Here is a 25,738-nt window from a genome sequence, read left to right as displayed (position 1 = left end):
CACCATCATTATCGAGCTTTTCGGGCCAGCTGCTTCCGGGAAGACGACCCTTGCCCGAGCCCTCGAGGCGGCGCTCGATGCTAGGGGCATCGCGGTGCGGCTCGTCGGGAGCTCGCGACCTGCAGAAAGAGGTTCTGAGCCACCAGGAGCAGGGACCAAGCCGCCCTCCGCGCTGCCTGCAGCCTTGGCCCGCGCCTCGAAAGTCTTCACCGCTCTGGACGCGCTGGTGCCAGGGGTCTCCATCGACCCGCTCGTCGGGCAACTGATGGAGATCCTGCCGCCAAAGAGCTGGACCAGAGCGATCCGGGCTCGACGTTATCTGCGGAACATCTGCGGCTCCTGGAGTGCGGCGCTGACCTCGGACAGCGTCGTCATCTTCGATCAGGGCTTTATGAATTCGCTCTGCTCGCTCGCCCTCTTTTCCGGTGCGGTAAACCAGCATGCCCTGTCGCGAGGACTATCGCTTGTTCCAGCGCCCGATTTGCTCATTCGTGTGGAGACGCCGCGCGAAGTGCTGCAGGCGCGCCTTAAAAAACGGCTGCGTCGTCAAGGGTTGTTTGAGCGACTGTTTGAGAGCGACATCCAAAGATCGCTTCGGCAGATCGAGATCTCCTCGATGATTGATGATTTGCTGAAGGAGCGCGGCCGGCATTCGATGCGTGTGAGTTGGCGGGACCAAGACACCCTCGCAATGGCCGTCGAGACGATCGCGGACGAAATCGTCTTGAAGAAGGGACACGGATCGCCATGACCTGACTTGGTGCGAAATCGCCTTGTACCCGCGACGCTGAATGACGGATCAAACAGAGCCGTTTTCATCGGTCGCGTCCGGCACCGCTTGACCGAGCGCAACGCTCACTGCGGAAACAATTGCTGCGGGTGATGCAAGAGCTGCCCCCGCCATAGCGGCTTTCGGAGCCGGTTGCAGAAAGGAGAACTAGCTGTGGTAGATAAGATCGGCACGGATGCTGGCGAGGACCTCATCGGCGGCGCTGAAAACGATCTGCTCGATGGCAAGGGGGGGAACGACAGGCTTTACGGCAAGGATGGCAATGACATCCTTTATGGCCGGGGTGGGGATGACCTGCTCGACGGCATGACCGGGGCGGACGCCATGTACGGCGGATCAGGCAACGACCGCTACAGGATCGATAATGTCGGCGATGTGATCAGCGAGGATGAAAACAACGACGGCATTGATGATGGCGGAATCGATCTGGTCGAGAGTTCCATCACGTTCACCCTTTCCGAGTTCTTTGAAAACCTGACGCTGACGGGGACGGACACCATCAACGGAACAGGCAATGAACTCGACAACAAGATCAAGGGAAATACCGCTGCGAACGTCCTTACTGGAGACGGGGGAAAAGATATACTTACTGGCGGTGGCGGCGCCGACACGTTCCTATTCGGTCCAGCTGAGGTCAGTAGCACGGACCGGGTGGTGGACTTCGACGCGGACGACCGACTCGGAATCTTCGCCGCCGATTACGGCCTGAGCGCGGGGAGCGGTCTGACCAACGGGAAACTGTCGAGCGACTACTTTACCATTGTGAGTTCCGGCGACCAGGCGACCACGTCTCACGGGCAGTTCATCTACTCGAGTGGAAATCGGACTTTGATGTGGGATGGGGATGGTGCCGGCGGCGCAGCCGGGATCGCGATCGCCACCTTCGATACGGATATTGCAAGCATCCTGAGCGCCGACCGCTTCACGATTTCCGGGTCTGGCGGTTCAGAACCAGCGCCGCAAATATCGATCACGGACGGAGCGCCCGACCCGCAGACGGAAGGCAGCACGGCCACGATCAAGTTCATGATCACGCTGTCGGCGGCGGCGTCCGAGACGGTGCGCATCACCTACAGTACGCAAAACGGCACGGCGACAGCCGGTGAGGACTTCGTGGGCGTGAGCGGTGGCGTGGTCGATATCCCGGCCGGGCAGACAAGCGTCGAAGTCACCATCAATCTGCGCGACGACACCATCGTGGAGAATACCGAGACCTTCCAGGTCCTGATCAACGAGGCAAAGCTCGTCACGAGCGGCACGGCGCTCACCCTTGCCGATTCCTCGGGAACGGGCAGTATCGCCGACAATGATGTCAACCCGCCTCCGCCTGCGAATCCGCAAATATCGATCACGGACGGAGCGCCCGACCCGCAGACGGAAGGCAGCACGGCCACGATCAAGTTCATGATCACGCTGTCGGCGGCGGCGTCCGAGACGGTGCGCATCACCTACAGTACGCAAAACGGCACGGCGACAGCCGGTGAGGACTTCGTGGGCGTGAGCGGTGGCGTGGTCGATATCCCGGCCGGGCAGACTAGTGTCGAAGTCACCATCAATCTGCGCGACGACACCATCGTGGAGAATACCGAGACCTTCCAGGTCCTGATCAACGAGGCAAAGCTCGTCACGAGCGGCACGGCGCTCACCCTTGCCGATTCCTCGGGAACGGGCAGTATCGCCGACAATGATGTCAACCCGCCTCCGCCTGCGAATCCGACCGTGGTCAACATCATTGACACCAGCATCAAGGCCGGAGGGATCAACAGCTCGGATCCGTCAGGGCTTGCCTATGTGCCGGGTCAGGGCCTCTTCCTTTCCGATTCGGAAGTGGATGAGAAGCCATTCTCCCGCGCGAACAATCTGTTCCAGATCAGCACGAGTGGTGTCCTGGAGAAGTCGCTCAGCCTTACGGGCTTCACGACGGAGCCGACGGGTCTGGCGTTCAACCCGGTCACCGGTCATTTGCTCATCACGGACGATGATAATTACAAGGTCTTCTGGGTCGATCCGCAGAACCCGACAGCGAGGCTCGGGACGGCGTCGGTCAAGTCCCTCAACTGTGACGATCCGGAGGACGTCGCCGTCAACCCGAACAATGGCAACGTGTTCATTGTCAACGGGACTTCCCATACGATCGTCGAGACCGACAAGGCAATCAGCCAGGTTCTCTCCAGGATCACTCTTCCCACGGTAATCAAGGATCCGGAGGCGCTGGCCTATGACGCCCAGCACGACGTGTTCTTCGTGGGCGGCGGCTTCAGCAAGAATATCTGGGTTGTCGATCGCGGCGGCAATATCCTGCAGACCATCGATCTTCTTAAGGATTACCGCAACCCGATCGGCGATACCAGCGCCAAGATCAAGGACCTGGAATTCGCGCCGAGCAGTGATCCCAATGACGATCCGGGTGAAATGAATCTCTACGTCGCCGACTACGGGAACAGCCATGTCAATGACGGGCGTGTGATCGAGATCGACTTGGGCAGCGGTTGGCTCATCGTTTAGCACTCCAATTGGGGCTGTCGTTTGCCGGAGGGATTTCGCCTTCCGGCGAAGCCGCGCGGCGCCACATGGAAGGGTGCCGGCGCATGGTCTGGGTTACCTTCCGCTGACGCGGGATCACCTCCAGCGTCTCGGTGATGTCCTCGCCAAACTTCGCCAGCTTGCCAAAACCGCAGCACGGGCAGGTCGCCGGCACTGCGATGACGACGCGCTCGCGCCGCAGATGCTCGGGAAACGCCTTCCTGGACGGACGCTTGCGCTCGAAGGCCCTGACCGCCGAGGAGCCTGCCGCCATCTCCGCCGCTACTTCAAGGCAGCGAGGGGGCAAAGCCTGTCAGATCAGATAGCTCAACTCGGGGCGAACGCGCCCGGCTGCGATCCGGTAGCGCCACCACTCGATCGTCTTTTCGAGGCCGCTGTCGAGCGTTTCGCGAGGCGCCCAGCCCGTCAACTCTCGAAAACGATCCGAGTCGGCAATTAACGCCATCACTTCCGATGCAGCCGGCCGCTTGCGAACGTCTTCCGCGATTATCGGTTTGGCTGGCCCAGCCACGAGTTCGCTGATGCGCTCGACGGTCTCGGCAATGGTAACTGCAAACCCCGAGCCTACATTATAAGCGGCACCCCATTTCAGCTGTTCCGCTCGGCCGATGGCTAGAAACGCACTGACGGTGTCGTCTACGAAATTGAAATCTCGTATCGGGCTAAGGTCACCAATCCGGATCTCTTTCGATTCCGGCTGGAGGGCCTGCCGGATGATCGTCGGAATGACGGCGCGCTCGCTTTGACGCGGCCCGTAAGTGTTGAAGGGGCGCATGATGACGGCGGGCGTCTCGAATGATCGGGCATAGGCCTCTACCATCTTGTCCGCACCAATCTTGCTGGCGGAATAGGGTGACTGGCCTTGAAGTGGGTGTTCTTCGGTGATTGGTGTGAACTGCGCGGTGCCGTAGACTTCGGAGGTGGACGTGTGGACCATCCGGCCGACCCCGCCTGCGCGACAAGCCTCGAGCACGTTCACCGTGCCCGTTATGTTGGTGTCCACATAGGATTGCGGCGCACTATAGCTGTAAGGGATCGCGATCAACGCGGCGAGGTGAAATACGACATCTGCCCCGTCGACCAACTTGCGCACAAAATGGGAGTCGCGGACATCGCCAGCCACGAGATTCATGGCTTGGCGAAGCTCGGCCGGGGTCTCATCCAGCCATCCCCTTTGCCCGAAAGAGTTGTAGAGACTGAGCGCGGTGACCTTTGCACCCTGACGTACGAGGCTCTCCGCCAGATGTGAACCAATGAATCCATCGGCTCCAGTGATCACCGTCGTTAGTCCGTCGTAGCGCGTATCGATAGCCATGGCACTGAGTTCCCCATCGTTGCGTTATTTCTGCTTGAACCCGCGAAGTTCAAGATGGCGGCGTACCCACAGAGGCGACAGGGGATTGCCACCGAGGCCCCGACCTCCATTCACGAATCCGAAAGCACAGAGTCATAAACAGCAGTTGTCTCCGCCACCAGGCGGTCGAGGGAGAAGCGCTTCTCGTACCAAGCCCGTCCGGCCTCTCCCATCTGGCGACGATACAGTGGAGCCGCAATAAGCAAGCGCAGACGGTCGCGGAGGACATCGATGTTTCCCCGCGGTACAATGAATCCGGTCTCGCTCTCGCGAACCGACTCGCGCACTCCTCCAACGTCTGACGCAATCACGGGCAGCCCCGCTCGCATAGCCTCGAGGATCGAGCGCGGGAATCCTTCCCAATTGGAAGCGAGCACAAATATCTGCCCATCCGCCAAACGCTCTGCCACATCCTGTCGATAACCCGTAAAGCGAACGCGCGACGCGATCCCCAGCGAGGCAGCGAGCGCCTCGACAGAGGAGAGCAGTGGCCCGTCTCCGACCAGCTCCAGCTGCCAATCGAGGTCCATTAACTGCGCAAGAGCGCGCAAGAGCGTCGCATGGTCTTTTTGCCAGGCCATGCGTGCCACCATTACGATCCTGGGCGGCGATCTTTCCGGTCGGGCGCGAAGCGATTCCTTGACGTCGGGCATGGCGTTCGGGATTGCCACAAGCCGATCTTTGCGAGTCAGGAAGCTCCGCTCGGCAGCACTGAAGTCAGATTCGCATACCGTAATGATACGAGACGCAAGCGGTGCTGCGGCCCATTCGACCAGCCAAAAAATAACACGCTGGGTCCATGGATGCCCCTTCGTGAAGCCCCAGCCGTGGGCGGTAAACAGAGCCGGGATACCAAGACTGGACGCGGCAATCCGACCAAGCAGGCCCGCAGTGGTAGAGTGCGTCGATACGATGTCGGGGCGAAGCTGACGTAATAGTTCTCGGATCTCAAGTACAGCTCTCACGGCTTGGAACGGCCCCACGCTGCGATGCAGGTTTCGCACGCAATGAATGGGAATTCCACGCTCTCTGAGGTGATTGGCAAACCGACCGTCGCGCCCAGCTAAAATCGTCACCTCCGCACCTCTGGAACGAAGCGCAGCGGATAGATCGCGCACGTGGATGTGTGCCCCCCCGATTTCGTCTCCGCGCGAAATCACGAAAACAATCCGTAGACGATGGTCGACCTGCTCGGTCGTCCGCTGTCCGTGTGACGTTAGAATAGACATCGGCACCCCCCCACAGCTCCACTTAGACGCTAACCCACAGAGCCTTCATCACGGCTTTCACCGTCTCCTCGAGCGGCTGCTCCGTATCAACGGAAATCACACGCGAATCCGGGAACTCAGTCTCCGTCTCGATCTTTCTGCGCCTCTTTACGGCTGCGGGATCGGGTCCGTCTTTCTTATTGCGCACCGCGTCCCTTTTTAGCGACGTCTCGATCGGCGCGGTTAAACGGATGACAAGCGTCGGCTGCGGAAGCCCGGTGTAGAGAGCCCGCTCGCGCCTCATCAGCCACTGCTTCAGGCCACGTCCGCACCGCGCCAGCGCCTCATCATCGAACCGACTGCTGTCGACGGCGCCAATGGTTGCGGAAGGGTAACGATCGGCAATCACAATCGACCCGGCGGCGGCATAGCGCCAGCAACGGCTCAGAAGCGCGCGGCGGTCGTGGGCCAGAACAGTGAGCCACAGAGTATTCAGCAAAGAAGGCGGCACGTTTTGCTGCTGCTCAAGTTCCGCGCGCGCGCTGGATCGGTGTCCGGACAGGATCCGCCGGGCCAAAGGAAGGGCGAGGCGCGGGAGGAGCGAAACGAACGTCGCGGGAGGTTTGCCGACATGGACGGCGCGGACATCGAAATGATGGCCCAGAATGCGGGCCGAGGCGAGACTCAAGGTAGATTTTCCCGTGCCCATGGGACCGACAAAAGCGATTACGACCCCTGCCGCAGTAGGGGTTAGCCTGCGGCGACGCCTCAGCAGCAACAGTAGAACACGCTGCATCCGGGACAGCGCTTCCGAGAGTGTGCTGAGCCGTCGCCAGGCACGGAGATGGCGCGCTACTTGACGACCAAGCAGGATTCGCCGAACCATGGCCCGCGGCTCGGCGATGGCTTCGATCAGATCATAAAGAAGCGAAACAGGCGTACCCGGAAACCAGGTCGTCCAGAGCACCTCGGCCTTGCCGCGGTTCGCGCTTGCACAGAGCCATTTCAGCTCCTGCAGCACGAGGTCGTAGTGGCGCTGAAGCAAAAACAGCTCCGTAAGACTGGTATGCTTGAGCGCAATTCGGAGCGCAAAGAGCACGAGCTCGGCCTCCACTGTGGGGATCGGAACGCCGTGCAGGCGACGCGTATTGGCCAGCAGCGCCCGTTCCACGGGGAGGTGGTAGGCCTTGACCAGACTGTCGCCGGTGACGATCTGGAAATAGGCGTGCACGTGAAGCAGCTGCGGCACATCGGGATCCAGAGCAAAGGCGTGGAAGACACCGGGATGTCCGGCCCCGTTCGCGGAAACCGCGAGCTTGAAACCGCTTTCGACCAGCGCGGTTTGGAACCCGGCGGCGTCCTGGCGGTCGATGAGCAGGTCGAGATCCCCTTCGCCAGCAAGGCTGTCGGCAAGGCGCAGATTGCTCTTCCAATGGCAGTACCGTAGCCCCATACGGTCGAGTGAGGCGAGCAGGCGACGTGTCGGTTCCTTCGGTGGGGGGCCTGACGTGGCTTCGGGGCCGGTTCCTCCATCGGGATGGGCTTTAGGCTGCATGGACGTCAAATGACGGCGACTGAACATCCCAATCGAGCTCCTGGGCGGTGTGGAAATCGTCTATCCGGCCAATATCGAGCCAGACAGCAGCAGCTCGAGCATCAGAGGTATCGGGAGGACCATGGTATACCGGCACAGGCGAGTTCCCTGACCGCCACATTGCATTACTGCTTTCATCAATGGACTCCCTCCGCTAAACGGGCCGATGCCACGGCTGCGAAACCCGCCTCTGAGGCGACTTTGCCCCTTTGCCATTTCCAGTCTAGCGCGCCGGCTAACGATCAACTTAATGCTAATAAGGATGAGGAGGTTTTCCGGCAGGAAGCTCGCTTGCCAAACCTGAATACCCAAGAAAAGTGCTGTTCACTAAGCCAGAATGTAAGCAAGAAGTGGTGGCGGAGCCGACAAGACGCACTCGACACCGCTAGGTTCAGGACCTATTAATTTCGTTTGAGATGTGATTCAGAGTCTCCATTGAAGGGGCTTCTGATGAGTGATTTGTTTCTGCTAAGCGAGCGCCAAATGGCTCGCATCTCTCCGCATTTTCCGCTTTCTCATGGGGTTGCGCGTGCCGATGACCAGCGCGTCGTCAGTGGTATCGTCTATGTGATCCGCAATGGTCTGCAGTGGAAGGATGCACCTTCGCAGTATGGGCCACATAAGACGCTCTATAACCGCTGCATTCGCTGGAGCCGGCTCGGCGTGTTCGACAGGATTTTCGCCGCTTTGGCCGGCGAAGGCCCCCAGCCTGAGCGCATCATGATCGACGCGACACATCTGAAGGCCGACCGCACGGCGGCAAGCCTTCTAAAAAAGGGGATGTTCCCCGTCGTATCGGGCGCACTAAGGGCGGACTGAACTCGAAGCTCCATGCCGTCTGCGATGATGACGGCCGGCCGATCATCATGCTGCTCTCTGAAGGCCAGATGAGCGACCACAAGGGCGCTCGGATCGTGCTCAACGCGTTGCCCAAAGCCGATTGCCTCATCGCCGATAAGGGCTACGACAGCACCTGGTTCCGCGAAGAGCTCCTCGCAAGGGGCATCGAGCCCTGCATCCCATCCTCTAAAAGCCGGAAGAAACCCTACGTCTACGACAAGGCCCTCTATCGTCGCAGACACAAGGTCGAGAACCTTTTCGCCAAACTCAAGGTTTGGAGGCGCATCGCAACACGCTATGACCGATGTGCCCACACCTTCTTCTCGGCAATCTGCATCGCAGCTTCTGTCATCTTCTGGCTGTGATTAACGAGCCCTGACCCTAGGCCAGTGCCGTGGTCTGATGACTGTGACGCTGCATGTTCCTGCCGATGACGGTGCCATCGAGCACGTTGAGGGCGGCAAACAATGTGGTCGTGCGGTGCCGCTTGTAGTCGTGCGTCAGGGTGCCGAGCCGCCCTTCTTCAGGGGCAGGACGGGTTGAGTGCGATCGAGCGCCTGGATCTGGCTCTTCTCATCGACCGACAGCACGATGGCGTGGGCGGGAGGATCGACGAAAGGCCGACGTTGAGCTTGGCGACGAACTCAGGGTCGTTGGAGAGCTTGAAGGCCCGCCAGCGGCGGGGCTGGAGACCGTGCGCCTTCCAGATGCGGCGCACCGCACTGGCGCTAACGCCCACCTCGGCCGCCATCATGTCGGCAGTCCAGTGCGTCGTTTCGCCCGTGCGGGTCGGCAAGCGAAAGCGCCACACCACCTGCTCGCTGATCTCCGGCCCGAGCGGCGAAAGCGCGAGGGGCGCGTCTTGTCGCGCAAGAGACCCTCGAACCCTTCTGTGGCGAAGCGCTCCTGCCAGCGCCACACGCAGGTCTTCGACTTGCCGGTCTGTCACATGATCTCGACGGTGCCGACGCCGTCAGCACTCAGCAGGATGATCTCGGCGCACCAGAAGTGCTTCTGCGGCGCATTGCGAATCGGTCGGCGCAACGGTGAAGGATATTCCTGTGCGCATGCGCCCACTCGCATACGCACTCGCCAAAGAAAAACACGGACTCTTATGTTAAAGCGGAAACCACTAGCGGCACCGCGGACGGCAATTTGGTGGATGGCGCCGAGGGAGCAGACGGGACGGGTGTCTGGGGCCGTGAATCGCCGTTGGCAGCGCTGTGAGCGAATATTCGTCAGTTGATTTGGGCTCGGGTGCGAGGGGCGCTGGGGCTGATATCGAGCGGTCGCACACGCGTCGACTTTCGCGGTGCGACTGAATGCATGGCCGCCAGACCGAACGCGACCGAGAACCAGAAAATCGGGTGACGAACAACCAGGTGAAAGTTGGAATATACGAATAGCGAGAAAATCAGACTTGCCAGCGCTATGAGCCCAGCCCGGTAGGCAGCGATGAGTGCCGCCGTAATGATCCAGAAAAAGATCAGCACAGCTAGGATGCCGCCCTGAGTGATCAAGTCGAGGGCAGTGTTATGCGCTTCTGCCTTTTCAGGGGGCGGTAGTTTCGTCCGCTTTCCGAGAAGATGCGGACCTGGTCCGAGGCCCAACATTCCTGATTTCAGGCCGATTTCCACCGCTTCACTCCAGAGTCGAAATCGATCTTCAGCTTGATCATTTTCTGTCATGGTCTCGACGATCGCTTGGCGCGCATTCTCCGCGATCTTCGGAGTGAACGGGGTTACGGACGCAAGCAGCAATGGAAGTGACAGGATCATCAGACAGGCGACGGTCGTGACCAGAGACGGCTGACGCTCGGCGCGCACGAACCTGATTAGAAACTTGCTCCCCACGAAAAGCGGTGCCGCAAAGCCAATGGCCAGGGTAAACGAGTCGCTTCGGGTCAGAATTCCGGCAATGAAAGGAGGGGCCATGCAGCTAAGCGCGAAAATTTTGGTGCGCAGGCGAGCCTCCGCTTCTGCGCTTTGAAGCGACAGGAGCACAAGTACGGTGCATAGAAGTCCGAATTGGTTTGGATTCATTGACCAGCCGATGAACCGGTTCCACATCCAAAGGTCAAGGCCTGACATGGGAACCATGCCATAGCCGCCGGCGAGCAACAGAATGACCGTGGCGGCGCCGCAGACCGAGATTGTCCACGCCACGCGGTGAAGCCGCCAAGCAGGGAGAATGACCACGAGAAGCGACAGAATTGCCACGAAGGCGTAAGCCTGTCCGGTGTGCAGGACGCCCGAAGCATAGATATTGTCTGTGGCTAATCCCAAAAGCAAACCTATGCTCTGGGCGAAGGTGAACACCGCCCAGAATAGCAGCATATGGGAAACAGGCCTTGTCAGCGCCGGAGCGCCCCGGTATGCGAGGTCAGCCAGCGCTCCAACAATCCATATCGTGAGCAGCGACTCGCCGGCTCCTAAAGGCGTGCCGGGCAGACGGAGCTGCGTCGCAGTCGACAACAACAGTCCAAATGCGAGCAGTCCATCTTTAATCATTGACACGACCGGTGATTAGACCAAACCCGAAGCAGCAAGTGCTCGCCCTTTGACCTGCGAGCGCACGAGGCGACAGCCCAATCTTCTCACATTCGCCTCTGTCGGGAATGTGCAAATCGGATACTGACGATCCCCAAAAAGGGCTAGATCGCGACAGCCGCTTACCCACTAAGGGGGTATTTACTCCACTATGCTGCGCCAGCATCTTATTGAGATTGCTGCAGCAACCCCGATAAAGGTCTCTGGCCTTAGAGACCGCCGGAGGCCACAATGAACCTAGACAAGCCCAGATTGCTTGGGTCGATACTGCTGGCGGGCTCGATTTTGGCGCTGTCGGGCAGCGGCAATGTGCTTGCCTTTGACAATCTGGCGGACACACGGGTGGTCGCGGTGCCAGAAATGATTGTCCCTGGCTATCTCGAGCGGAGCACCGATCCAGCGTTTGGTACTGCTTTCGTTCGAGTCACGGATCCGGGTAAGGAGATCATGGCCGGAGTCGCCTGTGACCCAGCCTTTTGCAGGCACCGCTATTCCAGCGCGCAGGCATGGAATGCCGATCAGAGTCTGCTGGTTGTCCAAAAAGGCTGCCCTGGGCTGTGCTTTCTGGACGGGCAGAACTATCAGCCGCTGTTCCAGCGCCGCCCATCCGGTGTCTGCGAGTGGCACCCGACAGATCCTGCGCAAATGATCTGCGTCAGCACTACTGAGATATTTCGTTGGAAAGTGCTCAGCGATGAGCGGATGACGATCTACGCTCCCCCAGAGTACCGAAAGTTGGAATTCGGCCCCGGGAAGAACAACCTTTCGCAGAATGGTAACCGATTGGCGATCCGGGCTGTCAAACCGTCTGGCGAACGGGTCGCCTTTGCATACGACATACAATCCGCAACAAAATACCCCGATATCCAGCTTGACCATGAGAGCACCAACAACTACTGCACCATTTCGCCTTCGGGCCAGTACATCTTCTGCCATCAAGAATTACCTGACGGCAGGGACATCGCCGACATCTTCAGTTTTGACGGCCATCAGGTCCAGCACTGGGCTGAGCATCATCGACCTGGCCACGGCGACATGACGATCGACAGCGACGGCAGTGATGTCTATGTCGGAATAAGCAAGAGCGAGCCGGACAAATATCAAGTCATCAAGCGCCGCCTCTCAGACGGTAAGGTGACGGTTCTGACACCGCGCGGCTTTGCGCAGCACGCATCAGCGCGCAGCATCAACCGGCCGGGCTGGGTATTCCTGACATATAGCGGCTCATACGAGCGGGCGGGGCGAAGCGGAGCGACGCCCTTGTATGGGGAAATCGTAGCATTGAAAATTGACGGAAGCGGCGAAATCCGGCGTATCGTCCATCATCGAAGTGCGAAGGACGACTATCTGAGCGAGGCGCATGCATCGCCCTCGCCTGATGGCTCGCAGGTCATTTGGGCGAGCAATTGGGGCCAGCCGGGTGGACCTGTTGCGGCTTACGTTGCCCGGTTGTCCTGGCTAGAAACAGTCTCGGCATATCACTTGCAAACCCCAGTTGCCAAGAAGGAAACGCGTCATGACGAGTGACCGGCGAGGCTTGGCAGCGCGCAGCGCGGTGGGCCTGATGTGGACTGGCCTTTCCATGGGCGGGCTAGCCGTTGCGGAACTCGTCGCCCTCATAGTTCTGGCCAGATTGCTTGCTCCGAGTGAGTTTGGCCTCTATGCTGCAGCGCTGGTTGTCATCAACTTTTCCGCGATATTCGAAAGCCTGGGCGTCGCTCCGGCGATTGTGCAGCGGCCTGTTGTGGAAGAATCCCATCTACGTGTTGGGTTTACCCTGTCGCTCATTTTCAGCTTTTCCGTGGCTGGTTTCGTCTGGTGGGCAGCGCCCATTATCGCGAACCTATTCCGCCTAACCGAACTCGTTCCCGTGGTGCGGGCGACCTGCGGCGTATTCCTGTGCCGTGGAATATCGATGGTGGCGCAGGCCTCGGCCCAGCGCGAGTTGCGGTTTCGCTGGCTCGCGGGCATCGAAGCAGGAGCCTTTGCGGTCGGGTTCGTTCTCGTCGGTCCACTATTAGCCTGGCACGGCCTTGGGATCTGGGCCCTTGTTGGTGCGCTGGTGTGCCAGCATTTCGTGCGCATGCTGGCGCTGCTCATCGGCCAGCCGCACCCGAAACGGCTTCTGCTGGAACGACCCGCGATCGGAGACCTGCTCTATTTTGGAGGCGGCTTTACCATCGCTCGCATATTCAACTACCTGGCCGGCCAGGCCGACAAGGCGGTGGTCGGTCGTTGGCTAGGAGCTGAGTCGCTGGGGCTGTATGCGCTTGCAGCGCAGCTGATGACAGCACCCGCGGTGATTGTCGGCCAGACCCTCGATATGGTCTTGTTTCCGACGATGGCGCTGGTCCAGCAGGAGCCGGCGCGATTGGCACGCGCTTTTCGCAGCGCAGTCGCGTCCTGTGCATTGCTTGTACTTCCCGCCAGCGTGGTGGTTATGGCTGTTCTGCCGGAACTGGTACAGGTGCTGCTCGGCCCCGGATGGGAGAAAGCGGTGCTCCCGCTTCAGGTCCTGGGGGGGGGGATGCTATTCCGCACAAGTTACAAGCTCAGTGATTCGATTGCCCGGGCAACGGGGGCCGTATACGCCCGGGCGTGGCGGCAAGCCGTTTTTGCCTGCGCAGTCGCGGCCGGCTCATTCATCGGGCAACATTGGGGTGTGACAGGAGTGGCGCTTGGGGTCGTCATAGCGGTGGTGAGCAACTTCCTTCTCATGGCGCAGCTCAGCCTCCGCCTTACGGGGCTTCAGTGGTCGGACTTTGCCGTCGCGCACTTACCCGGCGTGGCGCTCGCGGTCACGGTGGGAGGCGGCGCTTGGATTTTTGCGCATTTATTGCGAGAACTTCACACGCCGCCGCTCTCCCTGCTGGGAATGATCGTGCTTTCCACGGCCCCTGCCGGCGCGCTGTTGTGCTGGCGCGCACCAGCGTTGTTCCTTGGTCACGATGGCAGGTCGGCATTGCAAGTCCTCATGAGCCTTGCCCCGGCTTGGCTCCAGCGCCGCCCAACATAGCGGCGGGGCGGCAAGGCGGGTAGGAGGCCCCCCATGCCTGTCACCCTTCAGGACTAGTCCTGATTTGAAATGGGGCTGCTTTGCCTCATTTCCTATCATGCCTGGGTCCCCACTCGGCTGGCCTGCGGCGCTTTAAATGCTTGGCCGCTTTGACGGGCCCGACCAGCATGACAACAGCCCCCTCGGACACATTAGCGATGTGGCGATCGGGCCTGCGAAGAGAGATTTCAAGTGACTAGATTCAGCGATGTGGAATCCTTCAGTTTAGACGTCACGAGCGACTCGCCTCGTCAGTTGCCGACATCCACGACCTTGGTGAGCTGGCGATCCTGTCGGAGCGTTCGATCGATATTCTCGTCACCGATATCGGGCTGCCCGACATGTCGGGGCCCTTGCTGGCTGACCGGGCAAAGGCGATGGTTGCGGGATTGCCGGCAATCTTCGTGACCGGCCACAGCGAGGGAGAAGGCATAAAGGCAGGACCGGGTATCGAGCTGGTCGCCAAGCCGTATTCCAGCGAGACGCTGGCGGCTGCCATCGCGTTTGTGACGACAGGTTGAAATGCCGGACGGCATAATATTTGTCGCGAAATCAGCTAATGATCAAAACTGATGTGTCTCGTCCTGGTTGCCACAGACAGGTGACAAAGTGCATCGGCGATGCTCTAACTTACTGAATTGCATGAAAGTGCATATGGGGCGGTACGGATTGGGGCGGCGTATGAGGAAGGCGTGCAATATCCGGCCGGTTTTGTCGCGGCTGTGGCTGATCGTGGTTGTCATGGCTGTTGCCGCGGTCTATGGCGGCCAGCCCGTTTTCGGACAGACGCCCACTCCTGTATCCGAGCAGAAGATCGATCAGCTGATCAAGCTGCTCGATGACCCGGAAGTCCGCGCCTTGCTGAGCAAGAGCGCGACGGCGCCGGCCTCGCCAGCGGCAGAACCCGCCGCGGACATGTCTGCGGCGACGTTCAGCGCCTGGGGCAACAGGATCCGCCAACACTTGCGCGATATCGGGCAAGCCGTCCCGCAGGTTTCATCCGAATTCATGCGCGCCGGTAGCAAGATCGCCGCCGAGATCAACGGCCATGGCCCATTCGGCGTGTTTGTGCTTTTCCTAACGCTGATCCTGATCGGTCTCGGGGCGGAATGGCTGTTCCACCGCATCGCCAGCCGCAGCCGGGCGCGCGCGGCGCTGACACTGGACGATGGGACGGGCGTCAAGCCGCTATACCGGGTCGGCCATCATCTTTTTGCCGTGCTGGCACCACTGGTGGCGTTCAGCTTTGCGAGCCTCGGGCTGTTCATGGCGATGACATGGCCGCCGCTTCTGGACGCCATTATGCTGCCCTTGCTGCTTGGCGTCATCGCATGCCGCTTCGTGATCCGTATTGCCCGGTTGCTGTTGGTCGGCCCGCCGTCCGCTGAGGGCCCGGGGGCCCCGCTGGGACTTGCGGCGATCGATCCCGCCGCGGGCGCCTTCTGGTACAAACGCATCGTCTGGTTCTCCTGCATCCTTTTTGCAGGCTGGGCGCTTGCCGGCGTGATGACGGCGCTTCATATTCTTCCTGCGGTGCGAGGCGTGGTCGTCTATCTGCTTGGCCTCGGCCTGCTGCTGGTTGGCATCGAAACCGTCTGGAATCGCCCTGCGGCCCTGGCCCGGGGCCGCGGCGCGATGGAATGGGCACTGACGGCCTTTCTCTGCCTGTTGTGGGGTCTGTGGGTTGCAGGCGTGATCGTCATTCTGTGGCTCGGCATTTACGCCCTGATCCTGCCCGGTCTTTTGCAGACGACGACCGCCACGGCGCGAAATGCCTTCGCTGCCAAGCTCGACGCCCCCCAAGGCGGCAATCCGGTGTTCGAGGTTCTTGTCGAACGCGGCGCACGGGCCGGGATCATTGCGCTCGCCATCGCCTGGCTCGCCTTCCTCGTCAACAAACATACCTCGATGTTCACCGGCGAAGCGATGACGGATCGCCTTAGAGGCTGCCTCAAAAAGATTTGAGTGATTTCAGTCAGTTGTGATTCCGTCGGATTTGCAAAGATTCGATGGAGATCACGATGGCCTGGACTGAAACCACCCGGCGCAATTATGTCCGGCGGACGAGCGGATATGCAAGCGATGTCACGGATCGGGAATGGGATTTTGTTGCGCCGTTCATGCCTGCGCCACGGCGTCTGGGCCGTCCGCGCAAGACTGATTTGCGCGATGTTTTAAACGCCCTTCTCTATATCGCTTCGACAGGCTGCCAGTGGCGGATGCTGCCGAAGGACTTTCCGCCCTGTTCGACGGTGCAGCGGTATTTCTATGAATGGCGGGCAATGGGTCTTTGGCCACGGATCAACCATCACCTCGTCATGGAGGCGCGGGAACTGGAGGGGAAAGAAGCCTCGCCGACAGCAGGCGTGATCGACAGCCAAAGCGTTAAAACGACTGAAAGCGGTGGTATCCGTGGCTTTGATGCTGGGAAGAAGATCAAGGGCCGCAAGCGCCACATCATTGTAGACACGCTCGGGCTGATGGTCGGCCTCATGGTGCACAGCGCCGATATCCAGGATCGCGACGGCGCTCCCGATCTCCTGAAATCCGTCAAAAACCGGTGGCCGTGGTTGCTTCATGTCTTCGCTGATGGCGGCTATGCGGGCGACAAGCTCAAAAAGCGGCTACAGAAAATCGGGAAATGGACACTCGAAATCATCAAACGTTCCGACAAGGCCAAGGGTTTTGAAATCCTGCCGCGCCGCTGGGTCGTCGAGCGGACCTTCGCCTGGCTGGGGCGATGCCGCAGGCTGGCCAAGGACTTCGAAAAATCCGTCGCTTCAGCAGAAGCGTGGATAACCATCGCCCACATCCGCATGCTCACAAGACGCCTTGCAAGATATGGATATCGTTGAAGCCTTTTCGAGTCCGACTCTTATACAAGGTGTTTTGGGTGGCGCGATCATTCTGCTTGTCGCCGATATTCTTTGGCAGATCGCCAAAGCGGTCATCAACCGAACGGTTGAGCACGCACGGATCGCCACCAGTGACGATGCCCACAAAGCTCGAAACGCCCGCCTCCTGACGTTGTTGCCGATTCTGCGGACCATGCTGGCGATCGCCATTGCGCTGATTGCCGCCATGATGGTGCTGTCCGGCCTCGGTGTGCAGATAGGTCCGCTGATTGCGGGCGCTGGCATCTTCGGCGTAGCGATCGGTTTCGGCTCGCAGGCGCTGGTCAAGGATGTGATCAGCGGCGTCTTCTACATGATGGACGACGCCTTTCGGGTCGGCGAATATATTCAGGCCGGCAGCTACAAGGGGACGGTGGAATCTTTCAGTATCCGCTCGGTCAAGCTTCGCCACCATCGCGGCCCCATCTTCACCGTGCCCTTTGGCGAGCTCGGCGCCATCGAGAACATGAGCCGCGACTGGGTGATCGATAAATTCACGATCTCGGTCGGCTATAACACCGACATCAACAAGGTCCGGAAAATGGTCAAGGGCGTGGGCGTGGCCCTGCTAGCGGAAGAGGAGTTCGGACCGTTCATCATCGAAACCGTCAAGATGAAGGGCGTGGAGCAGTTCGGCGACTACGGCATCAATCTGAGCTTCGCCATGATGACCAAGCCGGGCTATCAGACGATGATCCGCCGGCGCGCCTACATGATGATCCGTGAAGTCTTCGTCCAGAACGGCGTCGTCTTCGCTTCGCCGACGGTCCAGATCGCCAGCAACGATCCATCTGCAGCGGCGGCGGCCGCTGCAACCGTGAAAGCTGCGACGGACCAGAAGAAACTGGCCGAAGGCGGAGACGCGGGGGCTTGAAGAAGCCTACTCGTCGTAGAGTTCTCGCAAAGTTTTCAGCGTCTGTTTGAGAACGCCGCCTGACACGGAACCAAGGCGCTTGACGAGCCGTTGCTTGTCGAGCGCTCGGGATTGTTCCAACAGGATAAGCCCGCTGACGCCCTGAAACGTGACGGGCACGCGAAAACCAGCGGGGCGGCTGCCGGAGGTCATGGGCGCGACGATGACCGTGCGCAGATGGTCGTGGATTTCGGCGGGTGAAATGATCAAACAGGGCCGGGTTTTCTGGATTTCGCTACCGACTGTCGGATCAAGCGCCGCAAGCCAGACGTCGCCGCGCTTTACCATTTCAGCGCGGCGTCCTCTTCATTTCCGAATTCCGGCCATTCGAGCGCGTCGTCCTCGGCGGCGGCAAGGCGCTTGGCGTCCTCCGCCCAGCCCTTGCGCGGCGGGTTTGTCACCCGTTCGATGACGATCCGGCCTGCCTCGACCTTGAGTTCGACACAGTCGCCGGCCTCGACGCCGAACTCCGCCAAAAGCGGCTTTGGGATGATGACCCCCGCCGAATTGCCGATTTTTTTTACCGCGCTCAACATCACACTTTCCCGTTCGCTGGAGATATCTCTATATCATCCATACGCGTCGGTTACAACAATGTTGTAACGAAGAGCGGGCCGGTTCCAAAGGACGACTCGGCGGAGAAGAGCCGCCTGATGGTGATCAGCCAGAGCCTCGCTCAGTATTGCGTTCTTAGCGCTGGCGAGCCTTGCGGGCGGCGTAACGCCGGTCGCGTTCGGCCTTGCGTTCGGCTTCGTCGGCGACGACTCGGGCGATGCGGTCGCGCTCGGCCTGTTCGCGGGCCGTCGCTTCAGCCTTCTGCTCTGCTTCCGCCGCTGCGGTCAGGGCCGCGGCTTCGGCGAGTTGGCGCTCGTGTTCTTCCTGCTTCAGGCGGTCGCGCTCGGCGCGACGGGCTTCGCGCGCTGCCGCGCTTGCCTGCCGTTCGGCAAGCTTGGCGGCCAGAGCCGGATCGTCCGCCTTCGGTGCTGATGCAAACTTCTTCAGAAGCTGCTGCTTGGCCTCGGCCGCAGCTTTGCGCCGATCGGCAAAGCCATTATCGGTTGGGTGTCTCAATCGTCGTCGTCCTTGTTGGTAGGTTTATCGTTTGACCGGCCCTTGGCCGGAGAGCAGCTCGGGTCGCGAAAACCGACACCAGGTGCCGTTTCGCATTTTGTGCTTCATCAAGCTAGAGCGGAAACGCCAAAAAAACAGATAGGCCACTATAATTTCGTGTCCTGTTTCACTGCGGTGGAAGAACAGCAGCGATATGGCGGCAGGGAAAACGCAGCAGCAATCAGCGTTTTGCGGACTTCCTTGATGCAGGAAGTTTAACTGGCGTGCTGGCTTCCCTTTCGAGGCGCAACTGCCGCAGTCTGAGCGTTTTCGCGTCGCGCTCGGCAGCAACATCGTCGATTTCTGAAATCGTCCGGTTGCGGGCCATGAACTGTGTCTGTGTCCTGCTGAAGGCGGATTCCGCCTGTTCGCGGGTCTTCGTCGAATTCTCGGTCACAATGAACATCCTTTGTCTCTCTCCGGAATGCCGCGCGGTCGATGATCGGCCACGAAAAAAGGCCAGGCGATTTGCCTGACCTTCCAATTGGGCGTTGCCTCGTCAACGATGCCAGTACATCTGTGGTCACCGGAGAGGCTCCGTCCGAGTCAGGCAGCCTGGAGCTGGCAAGCGGACATTTTACCCGACTTGTTATCGCGTTCCATCTCGTAGCCAAGCTTCTGGCCTTCGACGATTTCGCGCATTCCGGCCCGCTCGACAGCGGAGATGTGGACGAAAACGTCCGCGCCGCCGTCATCAGGCTGAATGAAGCCGAAGCCCTTTGTGGAATTGAACCATTTAACTGTGCCAGTGGTCATAACGAACCCTTTCAGTAGCAACATATATCCACCGCCGTACGACGCACGGCGGGTCTAATCTCGATTTTTGAAGGGGGAAGTTCGTCAGAGACGCGCCGAGCGCGGGCAGAAACAAATATCGGTCAAACAACTATCGATGGACGGGCTTATAGATCGACGCGTCGCGTTTGTCAACTTTTAGTTTTTATTCTTTCGTTGTCTACTTTCGGTTGCTCAGGATCGTTCTTCCCGTCGATGGTCGCCTCAGCATTCTCGAGCGCCTAGACAAACGCGGTTTCCCTGAGCCAACCAATCGCCGAACAGTTTCCTTTGACTGTTCAAAGATTGGAGACAATGCGTCCATCCATGTCAGTCTATCGCCACGGAGGAAAGAGGCACATCTAAGGAGGCGAAGCGAGGCCCGGGTTTTCAGGCGGGCAGAAAGGGATCAGATCATGCTCACTCAGATCAAGGGACTGCATCACGTCACCTCGATGGCCGCAGATGCCCGCACCAATAACCAGTTCTTCACCGATACGCTCGGCCTGCGCCGGGTGAAGAAGACCGTCAACTTCGATTCGCCTGACGTCTATCACCTGTATTACGGCGACGAGACCGGTGCCCCTGGCACGGTCATGACCTATTTCCCGTTCCCGGATATGGGCCGCGGCCGCCCGGGTACCGGCGAAATCGGCACGACCGTCTTCTCGGTTCCTGAGGGCTCGCTTGGCTTCTGGAACGACCGGCTTTCCAAGCGCGGCGTGACCGGTCTGAAGGCGGAAACGTTTGGCGAAAAGCGGTTGAACTTTGCTGGCCCCGATGGCGATGGTTTTGCACTGGTCGAGGTCAGGGACGATAACCGTCCTGTCTGGACGGCGAACGGCGTTTCCAAGGATCATGCGATCCGCGGTTTTCACTCGGTCGCCATGCGTCTTCGCGATGAAGGGGCGACCGCTGAACTTTTGAAGTTCATGGGTTACAAGACGCTTGAGAGCAGGGATGGCGTCACTCGGCTGATCGTCCCCGGCGGCAACGGCGCCGGCATCGTCGATCTGGAAACCATGCCGACCATCCAGCGCGGCTTGCAGGGCGCGGGCTCCGTGCACCATGTCGCCTTCTCGGTCGAAAACCGCGAGAAGCAACTGGACGTCCGCAAGGCGCTGATGGACACGGGCTATCACGTGACACCGGTGATCGACCGCGACTATTTCTGGGCGATCTATTTCCGCACGCCGGGCGGCGTCCTGTTCGAGATCGCCACCAATGAACCGGGATTTGACCGCGACGAGGACACCGCGCATCTCGGCGAAGCGCTGAAACTTCCGCAGCAGCACAAGCACCTGCGGCCGATCCTAGAACAGCATCTGCAGAAACTGGAAGATTAAGGGAGAGACATCATGACCGACTATGGCTATGTGCACCGGCTGAAGGCCGGTGCACCTGGAAATCCGATCTTTTTCGTCTTTCACGGCACGGGCGGCGACGAGCGGCAGTTCTTCGAGTTCGGCAGCGATCTCCTGCCGGATGCGACGATCGTCTCGCCGCGCGGCGACGTTTCCGAACATGGGGCAGCGCGCTTCTTCCGCCGGACCGGCGAGGGCGTCTACGACATGGCCGACCTTGCGCGGGCGACCGACAAGATGGCGGCGTTCGTCAGCACGCTTGCCCGGGAGCGCCAGGCGTCCGAAGTGATCGGCCTCGGCTTTTCCAACGGCGCCAACATCCTTGCCAATCTGCTGATCGAGACGAACCTGTTCGACAAGGCCATTCTTTTGCATCCGCTCATTCCCTTCAGGCCGAAGGACAATCCAGCGCTGGAGGGCAAACAGATCCTGATCACGGCCGGCCAGCGTGACCCGATCTGCCCGGCCCCGCTGACGCAGGCTCTTGCCGACTATCTTGCGACCCAGAAGGCGGCGGTGGATGTCGAGTGGCATACGGGCGGGCATGATATCCGCCAGAACGAGATCGCGGCGGTGCAGCGGTTTTTGGGGTGACCGCTCCTACGGCCCGCAAACGCACATCCCGTCCTCCGTCATGCCGCCCTTGAGCCGGGATCCAGCCGCCGCGCGTCTGCGCGGCGAGGGGACTTTTCATGAGCCGCGCATAAGGCTTTCATGCGACGGACGTCGCGTGGCTGGATTCCTTTGACAAGCACGGGAATGACGGGAAGCTAAATTTCGCGCAACCAACTTAACGGATTGACCTTAATACCCCCTTGCTGCCCCCGCTGCCGCCCGGCTGTCCATCGCGCCGTTGTAGCGCGCGCCGCCGCCTTCCTCGATTTCGGCGAGATTCTTGCCGCCGACGAGAATGCCGGCAGCCTGGCCCCAGATCGGCCAGCTCGCGTCCATCTGGATGTCATGGCCCATTTCGGTGAGCCGTTTCAGCGTGTCGGCCGACAATGCGTAGGGCTCCATGTAGACCTTGTCCGGCAGCCATTGATGGTGGATGCGCGGCGCATCGATCGCCTCCTGGATGCTCATTCCGTGGTCGATGACGTTGATGATCGCCTCCAGCGTAATCGTGATGATGCGGGCGCCGCCGGGGCTGCCGATGACCATGAAGGGCTTGCCATCTTTTGAGATGATTGTCGGGCTCATCGACGACAGCGGCGTCTTTTTCGGCTCGATCGCGTTCGCCTCGCCCTGCACCAGCCCGTAGAGATTGGGAGATCCCGGTTTGGAGGTGAAATCGTCCATCTCGTTATTGAGCAGGATGCCGGTTGCGGGCGCCACGACGCCTGCGCCGAAGGAACCGTTCAGCGTATAGGTGACAGCAACCGCGTTGCCGTCCTTGTCAATGATCGAATAATGCGTCGTCTCAGTGCTTTCGCCCATGCCCTTCGGCATGAGATCCTTTGAGACGCCTGCCTTGAACGGGTTGATCTTTTCGCGGATCTCCTTGGCATAGGCCTTGTCGGTGAGTTTTTCGACCGGATTGGCGACGAAATCCGGATCGCCGAGCGCCGAATTGCGGTCGATATAGGCATGCCGCATGGCCTCGACCATGGCGTGCACGGTCTCGGACGAGCTATAGCCCAGGTAGGACAGGGGATAGCCTTCCAGCACGTTGAGGATCTCGCAGATGATGACCCCGCCCGAGCTCGGCGGCGGCGAGGAGACGATCTCGTAGCCGCGATAATTGCAGACTACGGGTTTGCGTTCGCGCACCGCATAGTGCTCGAAGTCGGCCTTGGCGAGAATGCCGCCGGCCGCAGCACTCGCCTTGACGATGTTGCCGGCGATGGCGCCCTTGTAGAAGGCGTCCGGACCTCTGTCGGAGATGCTTGTGAGGCTCGCCGCAAGATCGGGTTGCACCAGCTTTTCGCCGATCTTAAAGGCCTTCCCGTCGGGTGTGAGGAAGATTGCGGCGGCGGCCTTGTCCTTCGCCAGTTTCTTCGCGCCATTGGAAAGCGAGGCGACGTCGCCCTGTTCGAGAATAAAACCATCCTTGGCGAAGCGGATCGCCGGGGCGAGAAGTTCGGCGCGCGGCAGCGTGCCGTAACGCTCGCGGGCGGTCTCCAGTCCCATGACCGAGCCGGGCACGCCGACGGCGAGATAGCCGTTGGTGCTGGCCCCCTTTACGATCTCGCCCTTGTCGTCGAGGTACATGGTCTTGGTGGCTGCGAGCGGTGCGCGTTCGCGGAAATCGAGGAAGGTGGTCTTGCCGTCCTTCAGCCGGATGGTCATGAAGCCGCCACCGCCGATATTGCCGGCGGTAGGGTAAACGACGGCGAGCGCATAGCCGACGGCAACAGCGGCGTCGACGGCGTTACCGCCCTTCTTCAGCACCTCGACGCCGACATCGGAGGCGAGGTGCTGGGCGGTGACGACCATGCCGTGTTCGGCCTTGACGGGTTCGGGCGAGGCGGCAAAGGCGGGTGAAAGGGCGAGGGAGAAGATGAGGGCGAAAGAGGCGAAGGCACGGGCAGCGGGTTTCATGGCGGTCTCCCGGTTCCTGTTTTTCGGATAGGGCATCTTTGCCGAGATCATGCGGCAATGCCACCCATTTCGTGTATGAAAACACGCGACTACCGGCCTTTGCGGAATAGGGGATCGTCTCCATGGACGTGATGTGGCTCGCGGCTGATGGCCGTTGAGGAGCTAATAGGCTGATGGTCAGATGTTGTTAAAGTGCTGGTCAATGAGTGCCTTTGTTTGTTTGATGTTTTGTGCGCTCGAGGCGCCAAAGACGATGGATTCCACCTTGCCGAGGCCTGCGACATAGGAGATCGCTTCGTCGGCGGTGAGTGCGCCCGAGGCAAGCACCGACATGGCGATCGGCCGGAACCGCTTGGTGCGGATCGTTTCCTCGTAAAGCTCCATTCCGCCACACATGCGAAAGCCGATCTTGTTAATGTTGGAGCAGACGATAGGATTGTCGATCCCCTGGCGTTCCAAAGCCTCCAGGAGGCGGGGCATGTTCATCGTGATGAACCCTGGCTCCGCGCCGTATTTGCTTTTAACGTGCTCGGCGAAAATGCCGAAGGCGTCTTCGAAGCCGATCCCGAGAAGCAGGTCGGTGACGACGTTTTGTAGAAAGATCACTGGCGTAGTGAGGCCATGGAACATCTTCATCTCGGCGTCGATCAGGACCTTGCCAAGGCTCGCCAAGTCCTTGTTGGCGAGCGAGACGCCGCTCTTGATCAGCGACGACAGGGCATTGCCCTGGGGCAGGAATCGCCGCAACGCTTCCACGGGCCCGTGTTCCGTCACAGCATTGGCATATTTGTGGGCATAGGGCATGCAAGGGTAGAAAACGAAGTCCCTGTATCGCTCCGGGTTCGCGCGCACGTGGTCGCAGATCGCGCCGATCCGGTCGTGCGTCGTACACATAAACGCCCTGATTCCGGCGTCGCAGGCAATATCGACGACCTTGATGACCTCCGCATCATCCTGAAAGCGCATCGCCTGCGCCCGCGCCTTGTCTTCCGACATATGGTTGACACCAAAAAACTGATTGTCGCCAAAAAGGACTTTTTCCACAGCTAAATACCTTAAAAAACGTGTGTCAGAATGAACGGATCAGGCCAGCTTGGCCAGGATGCGCTGAAGCGCGCCGCCCTTCTGGCGGACCGTCGTCGTGGGCTGAGAAAACCGAATATCCCCAGAGGCCGTGTCGCTTGCGGCACTCTGAATCCTGGAGATGACGATATCCGTCTCAAGAGCGGAGGAGAACGAGAATGCTGGATCTCTGAAGCCTTCGGAAATCTGCTTAAAGAAATAATCCATCTGCGAGGAATATTCCTCGCCGCGCAGATAGTACCAGACCTCTTCCGTCATCTCAGTCGTGTACTTGACGTTCCAGCCCTTCTTCAGGCCGTATTTCTCCGCGTCGTCGCCCCGGTAATAGATCTGCACTTCCTGTCGGTCGGCCTGAATGCGCCCCTTGGTACCCCAGATGCTTACCTTCATGGACATCTTGCGGAAGCTGTCGTCGCTCCAGTTTGCGACGAGCTGGCCGCTCATGCCGCCTGGATAATGAAATGTGCCGTAGACTTCATCATCGACATCCTCTGAGAATATCTTGCTGAGGACGGCGCCGGAAACATCGGTCGGCGGGCCGACCAGGAAGTTCATCAGGTCGATCGCATGGGAGGCATAGTCGAACAGGCATCCGCCGCCTTCGGTACGGTTGGTGCGCCATGTACTGCCTTTGGCGCGGAGGACCACCGGGCCGTAGGCTTCCGCGCGGACATGGTGGATTTGGCCGAGCACGCCTTCTTGCAGCAGGCGCCTGGCCTCTTTGAAGGCGGCGACGAAGCGGTAGTGATAGCCGACCTGATTGACCAGACCATTTTCGGCGGCCTCGCGGGCGAGCTGCTTTGCCTCCTCAAGATCCAGGCAGAACGGCTTTTCGCAGAAAATGTGCAGATTTTTCTTCAGCGCAGCTCGGACGATTTCGGCGTGGAAACGCGACGGCGTCGCGACGACGACTGCGTCGAGCTCTTCCTTGGCCAGCATGGTATTATAGTCCGAATAGGTCTTGACGCCGGTGTACTTGCTCAAGGTATTGACCACGTAACCGGTCGTATCGCACACGGCGACAAGTTCAACATCCGGATGCGAACGGATGATGGCAAGATGTGAAATCCCCATTTTGCCAAGGCCAATCAGCGCTATACGTATCATTGAAATCTCCATGAATAG

At 59.8% G+C, this 25,738-nt stretch carries 22 protein-coding genes and 3 pseudogenes; 11 read left to right on the top strand and 14 right to left on the bottom strand.

Annotated features, from left to right (window positions below):
• Nucleotides 1-184 precede the first annotated feature (184 nt).
• Together ACSQ2Z_RS23730 and ACSQ2Z_RS23725 are read left to right on the top strand one after the other, a co-directional pair.
• On the top strand, nt 185-751 hold the full coding sequence (locus ACSQ2Z_RS23730) for a hypothetical protein (protein ID WP_436083678.1): 567 nt from the start codon (nt 185-187) through the stop codon (nt 749-751).
• A 192-nt stretch (nt 752-943) separates the two neighbouring features.
• A complete protein-coding gene (locus ACSQ2Z_RS23725) occupies nt 944-3,295 on the top strand; it encodes a Calx-beta domain-containing protein (RefSeq protein ID WP_436083677.1) in 2,352 nt (783 codons plus the stop codon).
• A gap of 41 nt (nt 3,296-3,336) precedes the next feature.
• Here the strand turns inward: ACSQ2Z_RS23725 and ACSQ2Z_RS23720 are convergent.
• From ACSQ2Z_RS23720 to ACSQ2Z_RS23705, 4 genes and pseudogenes are all read right to left on the bottom strand, one after another.
• Nucleotides 3,337-3,602 (bottom strand): annotated as a pseudogene (locus ACSQ2Z_RS23720) (IS66 family transposase zinc-finger binding domain-containing protein); the annotation flags it as partial.
• A 24-nt stretch (nt 3,603-3,626) separates the two neighbouring features.
• Complete coding sequence (locus tag ACSQ2Z_RS23715; RefSeq protein ID WP_436083676.1) at nt 3,627-4,649, bottom strand: SDR family NAD(P)-dependent oxidoreductase; 1,023 nt, start codon at nt 4,647-4,649, stop codon at nt 3,627-3,629.
• Between the two features lie 110 nt (nt 4,650-4,759).
• Nucleotides 4,760-5,917 (bottom strand): glycosyltransferase family 4 protein, encoded by a 1,158-nt coding sequence (locus ACSQ2Z_RS23710; protein ID WP_436083675.1) that lies wholly within the window; start codon nt 5,915-5,917, stop codon nt 4,760-4,762.
• A gap of 22 nt (nt 5,918-5,939) precedes the next feature.
• The gene (locus ACSQ2Z_RS23705; protein WP_436083674.1) at nt 5,940-7,478 is read right to left on the bottom strand and encodes a dTMP kinase; all 1,539 of its coding nucleotides are present in this window, start codon (nt 7,476-7,478) and stop codon (nt 5,940-5,942) included.
• Nucleotides 7,479-7,940: 462 nt separating this feature from the next.
• On the opposite strand from ACSQ2Z_RS23705, the gene ACSQ2Z_RS23700 reads away from it, so the two are divergent.
• Nucleotides 7,941-8,695, top strand: a protein-coding gene (locus ACSQ2Z_RS23700; protein ID WP_436083673.1) for an IS5 family transposase whose coding sequence is annotated in 2 segments (ribosomal slippage) — nt 7,941-8,274 and nt 8,274-8,695 — 756 coding nt in all. Because the reading frame shifts where the segments join, the coding sequence is not laid out codon by codon here.
• Nucleotides 8,696-8,729: 34 nt separating this feature from the next.
• Here the strand turns inward: ACSQ2Z_RS23700 and ACSQ2Z_RS23695 are convergent.
• Nucleotides 8,730-9,399 (bottom strand): annotated as a pseudogene (locus ACSQ2Z_RS23695) (IS630 family transposase); the annotation flags it as partial.
• 169 nt (nt 9,400-9,568) lie between these two features.
• Complete coding sequence (locus ACSQ2Z_RS23690) at nt 9,569-10,840, bottom strand: O-antigen ligase family protein (protein WP_436083672.1); 1,272 nt, start codon at nt 10,838-10,840, stop codon at nt 9,569-9,571.
• 270 nt (nt 10,841-11,110) lie between these two features.
• Between ACSQ2Z_RS23690 and ACSQ2Z_RS23685 the strand changes: the two genes are divergently transcribed.
• From ACSQ2Z_RS23685 to ACSQ2Z_RS23660, 6 genes and pseudogenes are all read left to right on the top strand, one after another.
• Nucleotides 11,111-12,406 carry a hypothetical protein gene (locus tag ACSQ2Z_RS23685; protein ID WP_436083671.1) on the top strand — a complete coding sequence of 432 codons (1,296 nt, stop codon included), beginning with the start codon at nt 11,111-11,113 and terminating at the stop codon, nt 12,404-12,406.
• Nucleotides 12,396-13,895: a lipopolysaccharide biosynthesis protein gene (locus tag ACSQ2Z_RS23680; RefSeq protein WP_436083670.1), complete on the top strand. Its 1,500-nt coding sequence runs from the start codon at nt 12,396-12,398 to the stop codon at nt 13,893-13,895. Before ACSQ2Z_RS23685 ends, ACSQ2Z_RS23680 begins: the two co-directional genes overlap by 11 nt.
• Nucleotides 13,896-14,134: 239 nt before the next feature.
• Entirely contained in the window at nt 14,135-14,455 is a 321-nt protein-coding gene (locus ACSQ2Z_RS23675; protein WP_436084137.1) for a response regulator, read from the top strand.
• Nucleotides 14,456-14,615: 160 nt separating this feature from the next.
• The gene (locus ACSQ2Z_RS23670) at nt 14,616-15,899 is read left to right on the top strand and encodes a hypothetical protein (RefSeq protein ID WP_436083669.1); all 1,284 of its coding nucleotides are present in this window, start codon (nt 14,616-14,618) and stop codon (nt 15,897-15,899) included.
• Between the two features lie 56 nt (nt 15,900-15,955).
• The gene (locus ACSQ2Z_RS23665; protein WP_436080270.1) at nt 15,956-16,789 is read left to right on the top strand and encodes an IS5-like element ISRm4-1 family transposase; all 834 of its coding nucleotides are present in this window, start codon (nt 15,956-15,958) and stop codon (nt 16,787-16,789) included.
• A 19-nt stretch (nt 16,790-16,808) separates the two neighbouring features.
• A pseudogene (locus tag ACSQ2Z_RS23660) lies at nt 16,809-17,702 on the top strand (mechanosensitive ion channel family protein); the annotation flags it as partial.
• A 6-nt stretch (nt 17,703-17,708) separates the two neighbouring features.
• Here ACSQ2Z_RS23660 and ACSQ2Z_RS23655 read toward each other — a convergent pair.
• The 5 genes from ACSQ2Z_RS23655 to ACSQ2Z_RS23635 form a co-directional block, all read right to left on the bottom strand.
• Entirely contained in the window at nt 17,709-18,029 is a 321-nt protein-coding gene (locus tag ACSQ2Z_RS23655; protein WP_436083668.1) for a type II toxin-antitoxin system PemK/MazF family toxin, read from the bottom strand.
• On the bottom strand, nt 18,023-18,277 hold the full coding sequence (locus ACSQ2Z_RS23650; RefSeq protein WP_436083667.1) for an AbrB/MazE/SpoVT family DNA-binding domain-containing protein: 255 nt from the start codon (nt 18,275-18,277) through the stop codon (nt 18,023-18,025). Before ACSQ2Z_RS23650 ends, ACSQ2Z_RS23655 begins: the two co-directional genes overlap by 7 nt.
• Before the next feature lie 154 nt (nt 18,278-18,431).
• The gene (locus ACSQ2Z_RS23645) at nt 18,432-18,812 is read right to left on the bottom strand and encodes a DUF6481 family protein (RefSeq protein WP_436083666.1); all 381 of its coding nucleotides are present in this window, start codon (nt 18,810-18,812) and stop codon (nt 18,432-18,434) included.
• Nucleotides 18,813-19,032: 220 nt separating this feature from the next.
• Nucleotides 19,033-19,257 (bottom strand): hypothetical protein, encoded by a 225-nt coding sequence (locus ACSQ2Z_RS23640; RefSeq protein WP_436083665.1) that lies wholly within the window; start codon nt 19,255-19,257, stop codon nt 19,033-19,035.
• 140 nt (nt 19,258-19,397) lie between these two features.
• The gene (locus ACSQ2Z_RS23635) at nt 19,398-19,622 is read right to left on the bottom strand and encodes a cold-shock protein (protein ID WP_085995086.1); all 225 of its coding nucleotides are present in this window, start codon (nt 19,620-19,622) and stop codon (nt 19,398-19,400) included.
• A 419-nt stretch (nt 19,623-20,041) separates the two neighbouring features.
• On the opposite strand from ACSQ2Z_RS23635, the gene ACSQ2Z_RS23630 reads away from it, so the two are divergent.
• Both ACSQ2Z_RS23630 and ACSQ2Z_RS23625 read left to right on the top strand, forming a co-directional pair.
• Complete coding sequence (locus ACSQ2Z_RS23630; RefSeq protein WP_436083664.1) at nt 20,042-20,971, top strand: VOC family protein; 930 nt, start codon at nt 20,042-20,044, stop codon at nt 20,969-20,971.
• Nucleotides 20,972-20,983: 12 nt separating this feature from the next.
• Nucleotides 20,984-21,583, top strand: coding sequence for an alpha/beta hydrolase (locus ACSQ2Z_RS23625; protein ID WP_436083663.1), 600 nt, complete (start codon nt 20,984-20,986; stop codon nt 21,581-21,583).
• A 210-nt stretch (nt 21,584-21,793) separates the two neighbouring features.
• Here ACSQ2Z_RS23625 and ggt read toward each other — a convergent pair whose 3' ends face one another.
• The 3 genes from ggt to ACSQ2Z_RS23610 all read right to left on the bottom strand — a co-directional run bounded on the left by ggt (nt 21,794) and on the right by ACSQ2Z_RS23610 (nt 25,720).
• The gene (gene ggt, locus ACSQ2Z_RS23620; protein ID WP_436083662.1) at nt 21,794-23,530 is read right to left on the bottom strand and encodes a gamma-glutamyltransferase; all 1,737 of its coding nucleotides are present in this window, start codon (nt 23,528-23,530) and stop codon (nt 21,794-21,796) included.
• 177 nt (nt 23,531-23,707) lie between these two features.
• Nucleotides 23,708-24,574: a hypothetical protein gene (locus ACSQ2Z_RS23615; RefSeq protein ID WP_436083661.1), complete on the bottom strand. Its 867-nt coding sequence runs from the start codon at nt 24,572-24,574 to the stop codon at nt 23,708-23,710.
• 39 nt (nt 24,575-24,613) lie between these two features.
• Nucleotides 24,614-25,720 carry a Gfo/Idh/MocA family protein gene (locus tag ACSQ2Z_RS23610; protein WP_436083660.1) on the bottom strand — a complete coding sequence of 369 codons (1,107 nt, stop codon included), beginning with the start codon at nt 25,718-25,720 and terminating at the stop codon, nt 24,614-24,616.
• Nucleotides 25,721-25,738 lie beyond the last annotated feature (18 nt).

It is taken from the genome of Pararhizobium sp. LjRoot235, assembly GCF_964254145.1.
Taxonomy (GTDB): domain Bacteria; phylum Pseudomonadota; class Alphaproteobacteria; order Rhizobiales; family Rhizobiaceae; genus Pararhizobium.
Note: the sequence above shows the minus strand (reverse complement) of the source record. Positions and strands in the feature narration are given on the sequence as shown.

Excerpts from the sequence above, each read along its gene's own strand:
- ACSQ2Z_RS23710 (WP_436083675.1), bottom strand. The coding sequence starts at position 5,917 with ATGTCTATTCTAACGTCACACGGACAGCGGACGACCGAGCAGGTCGAC.
- ACSQ2Z_RS23650 (WP_436083667.1), bottom strand. The coding sequence starts at position 18,277 with ATGTTGAGCGCGGTAAAAAAAATCGGCAATTCGGCGGGGGTCATCATC.
- ACSQ2Z_RS23690 (WP_436083672.1), bottom strand. The coding sequence starts at position 10,840 with ATGATTAAAGATGGACTGCTCGCATTTGGACTGTTGTTGTCGACTGCG.
- ACSQ2Z_RS23715 (WP_436083676.1), bottom strand. The coding sequence starts at position 4,649 with ATGGCTATCGATACGCGCTACGACGGACTAACGACGGTGATCACTGGA.
- ACSQ2Z_RS23655 (WP_436083668.1), bottom strand. The coding sequence starts at position 18,029 with ATGGTAAAGCGCGGCGACGTCTGGCTTGCGGCGCTTGATCCGACAGTC.
- ACSQ2Z_RS23625 (WP_436083663.1), top strand. The coding sequence starts at position 20,984 with ATGACCGACTATGGCTATGTGCACCGGCTGAAGGCCGGTGCACCTGGA.
- ACSQ2Z_RS23630 (WP_436083664.1), top strand. The coding sequence starts at position 20,042 with ATGCTCACTCAGATCAAGGGACTGCATCACGTCACCTCGATGGCCGCA.
- ACSQ2Z_RS23685 (WP_436083671.1), top strand. The coding sequence starts at position 11,111 with ATGAACCTAGACAAGCCCAGATTGCTTGGGTCGATACTGCTGGCGGGC.
- ACSQ2Z_RS23670 (WP_436083669.1), top strand. The coding sequence starts at position 14,616 with ATGAGGAAGGCGTGCAATATCCGGCCGGTTTTGTCGCGGCTGTGGCTG.
- ggt (WP_436083662.1), bottom strand. The coding sequence starts at position 23,530 with ATGAAACCCGCTGCCCGTGCCTTCGCCTCTTTCGCCCTCATCTTCTCC.
- ACSQ2Z_RS23665 (WP_436080270.1), top strand. The coding sequence starts at position 15,956 with ATGGCCTGGACTGAAACCACCCGGCGCAATTATGTCCGGCGGACGAGC.
- ACSQ2Z_RS23640 (WP_436083665.1), bottom strand. The coding sequence starts at position 19,257 with ATGTTCATTGTGACCGAGAATTCGACGAAGACCCGCGAACAGGCGGAA.
- ACSQ2Z_RS23705 (WP_436083674.1), bottom strand. The coding sequence starts at position 7,478 with ATGTTCAGTCGCCGTCATTTGACGTCCATGCAGCCTAAAGCCCATCCC.
- ACSQ2Z_RS23680 (WP_436083670.1), top strand. The coding sequence starts at position 12,396 with ATGACGAGTGACCGGCGAGGCTTGGCAGCGCGCAGCGCGGTGGGCCTG.
- ACSQ2Z_RS23610 (WP_436083660.1), bottom strand. The coding sequence starts at position 25,720 with ATGATACGTATAGCGCTGATTGGCCTTGGCAAAATGGGGATTTCACAT.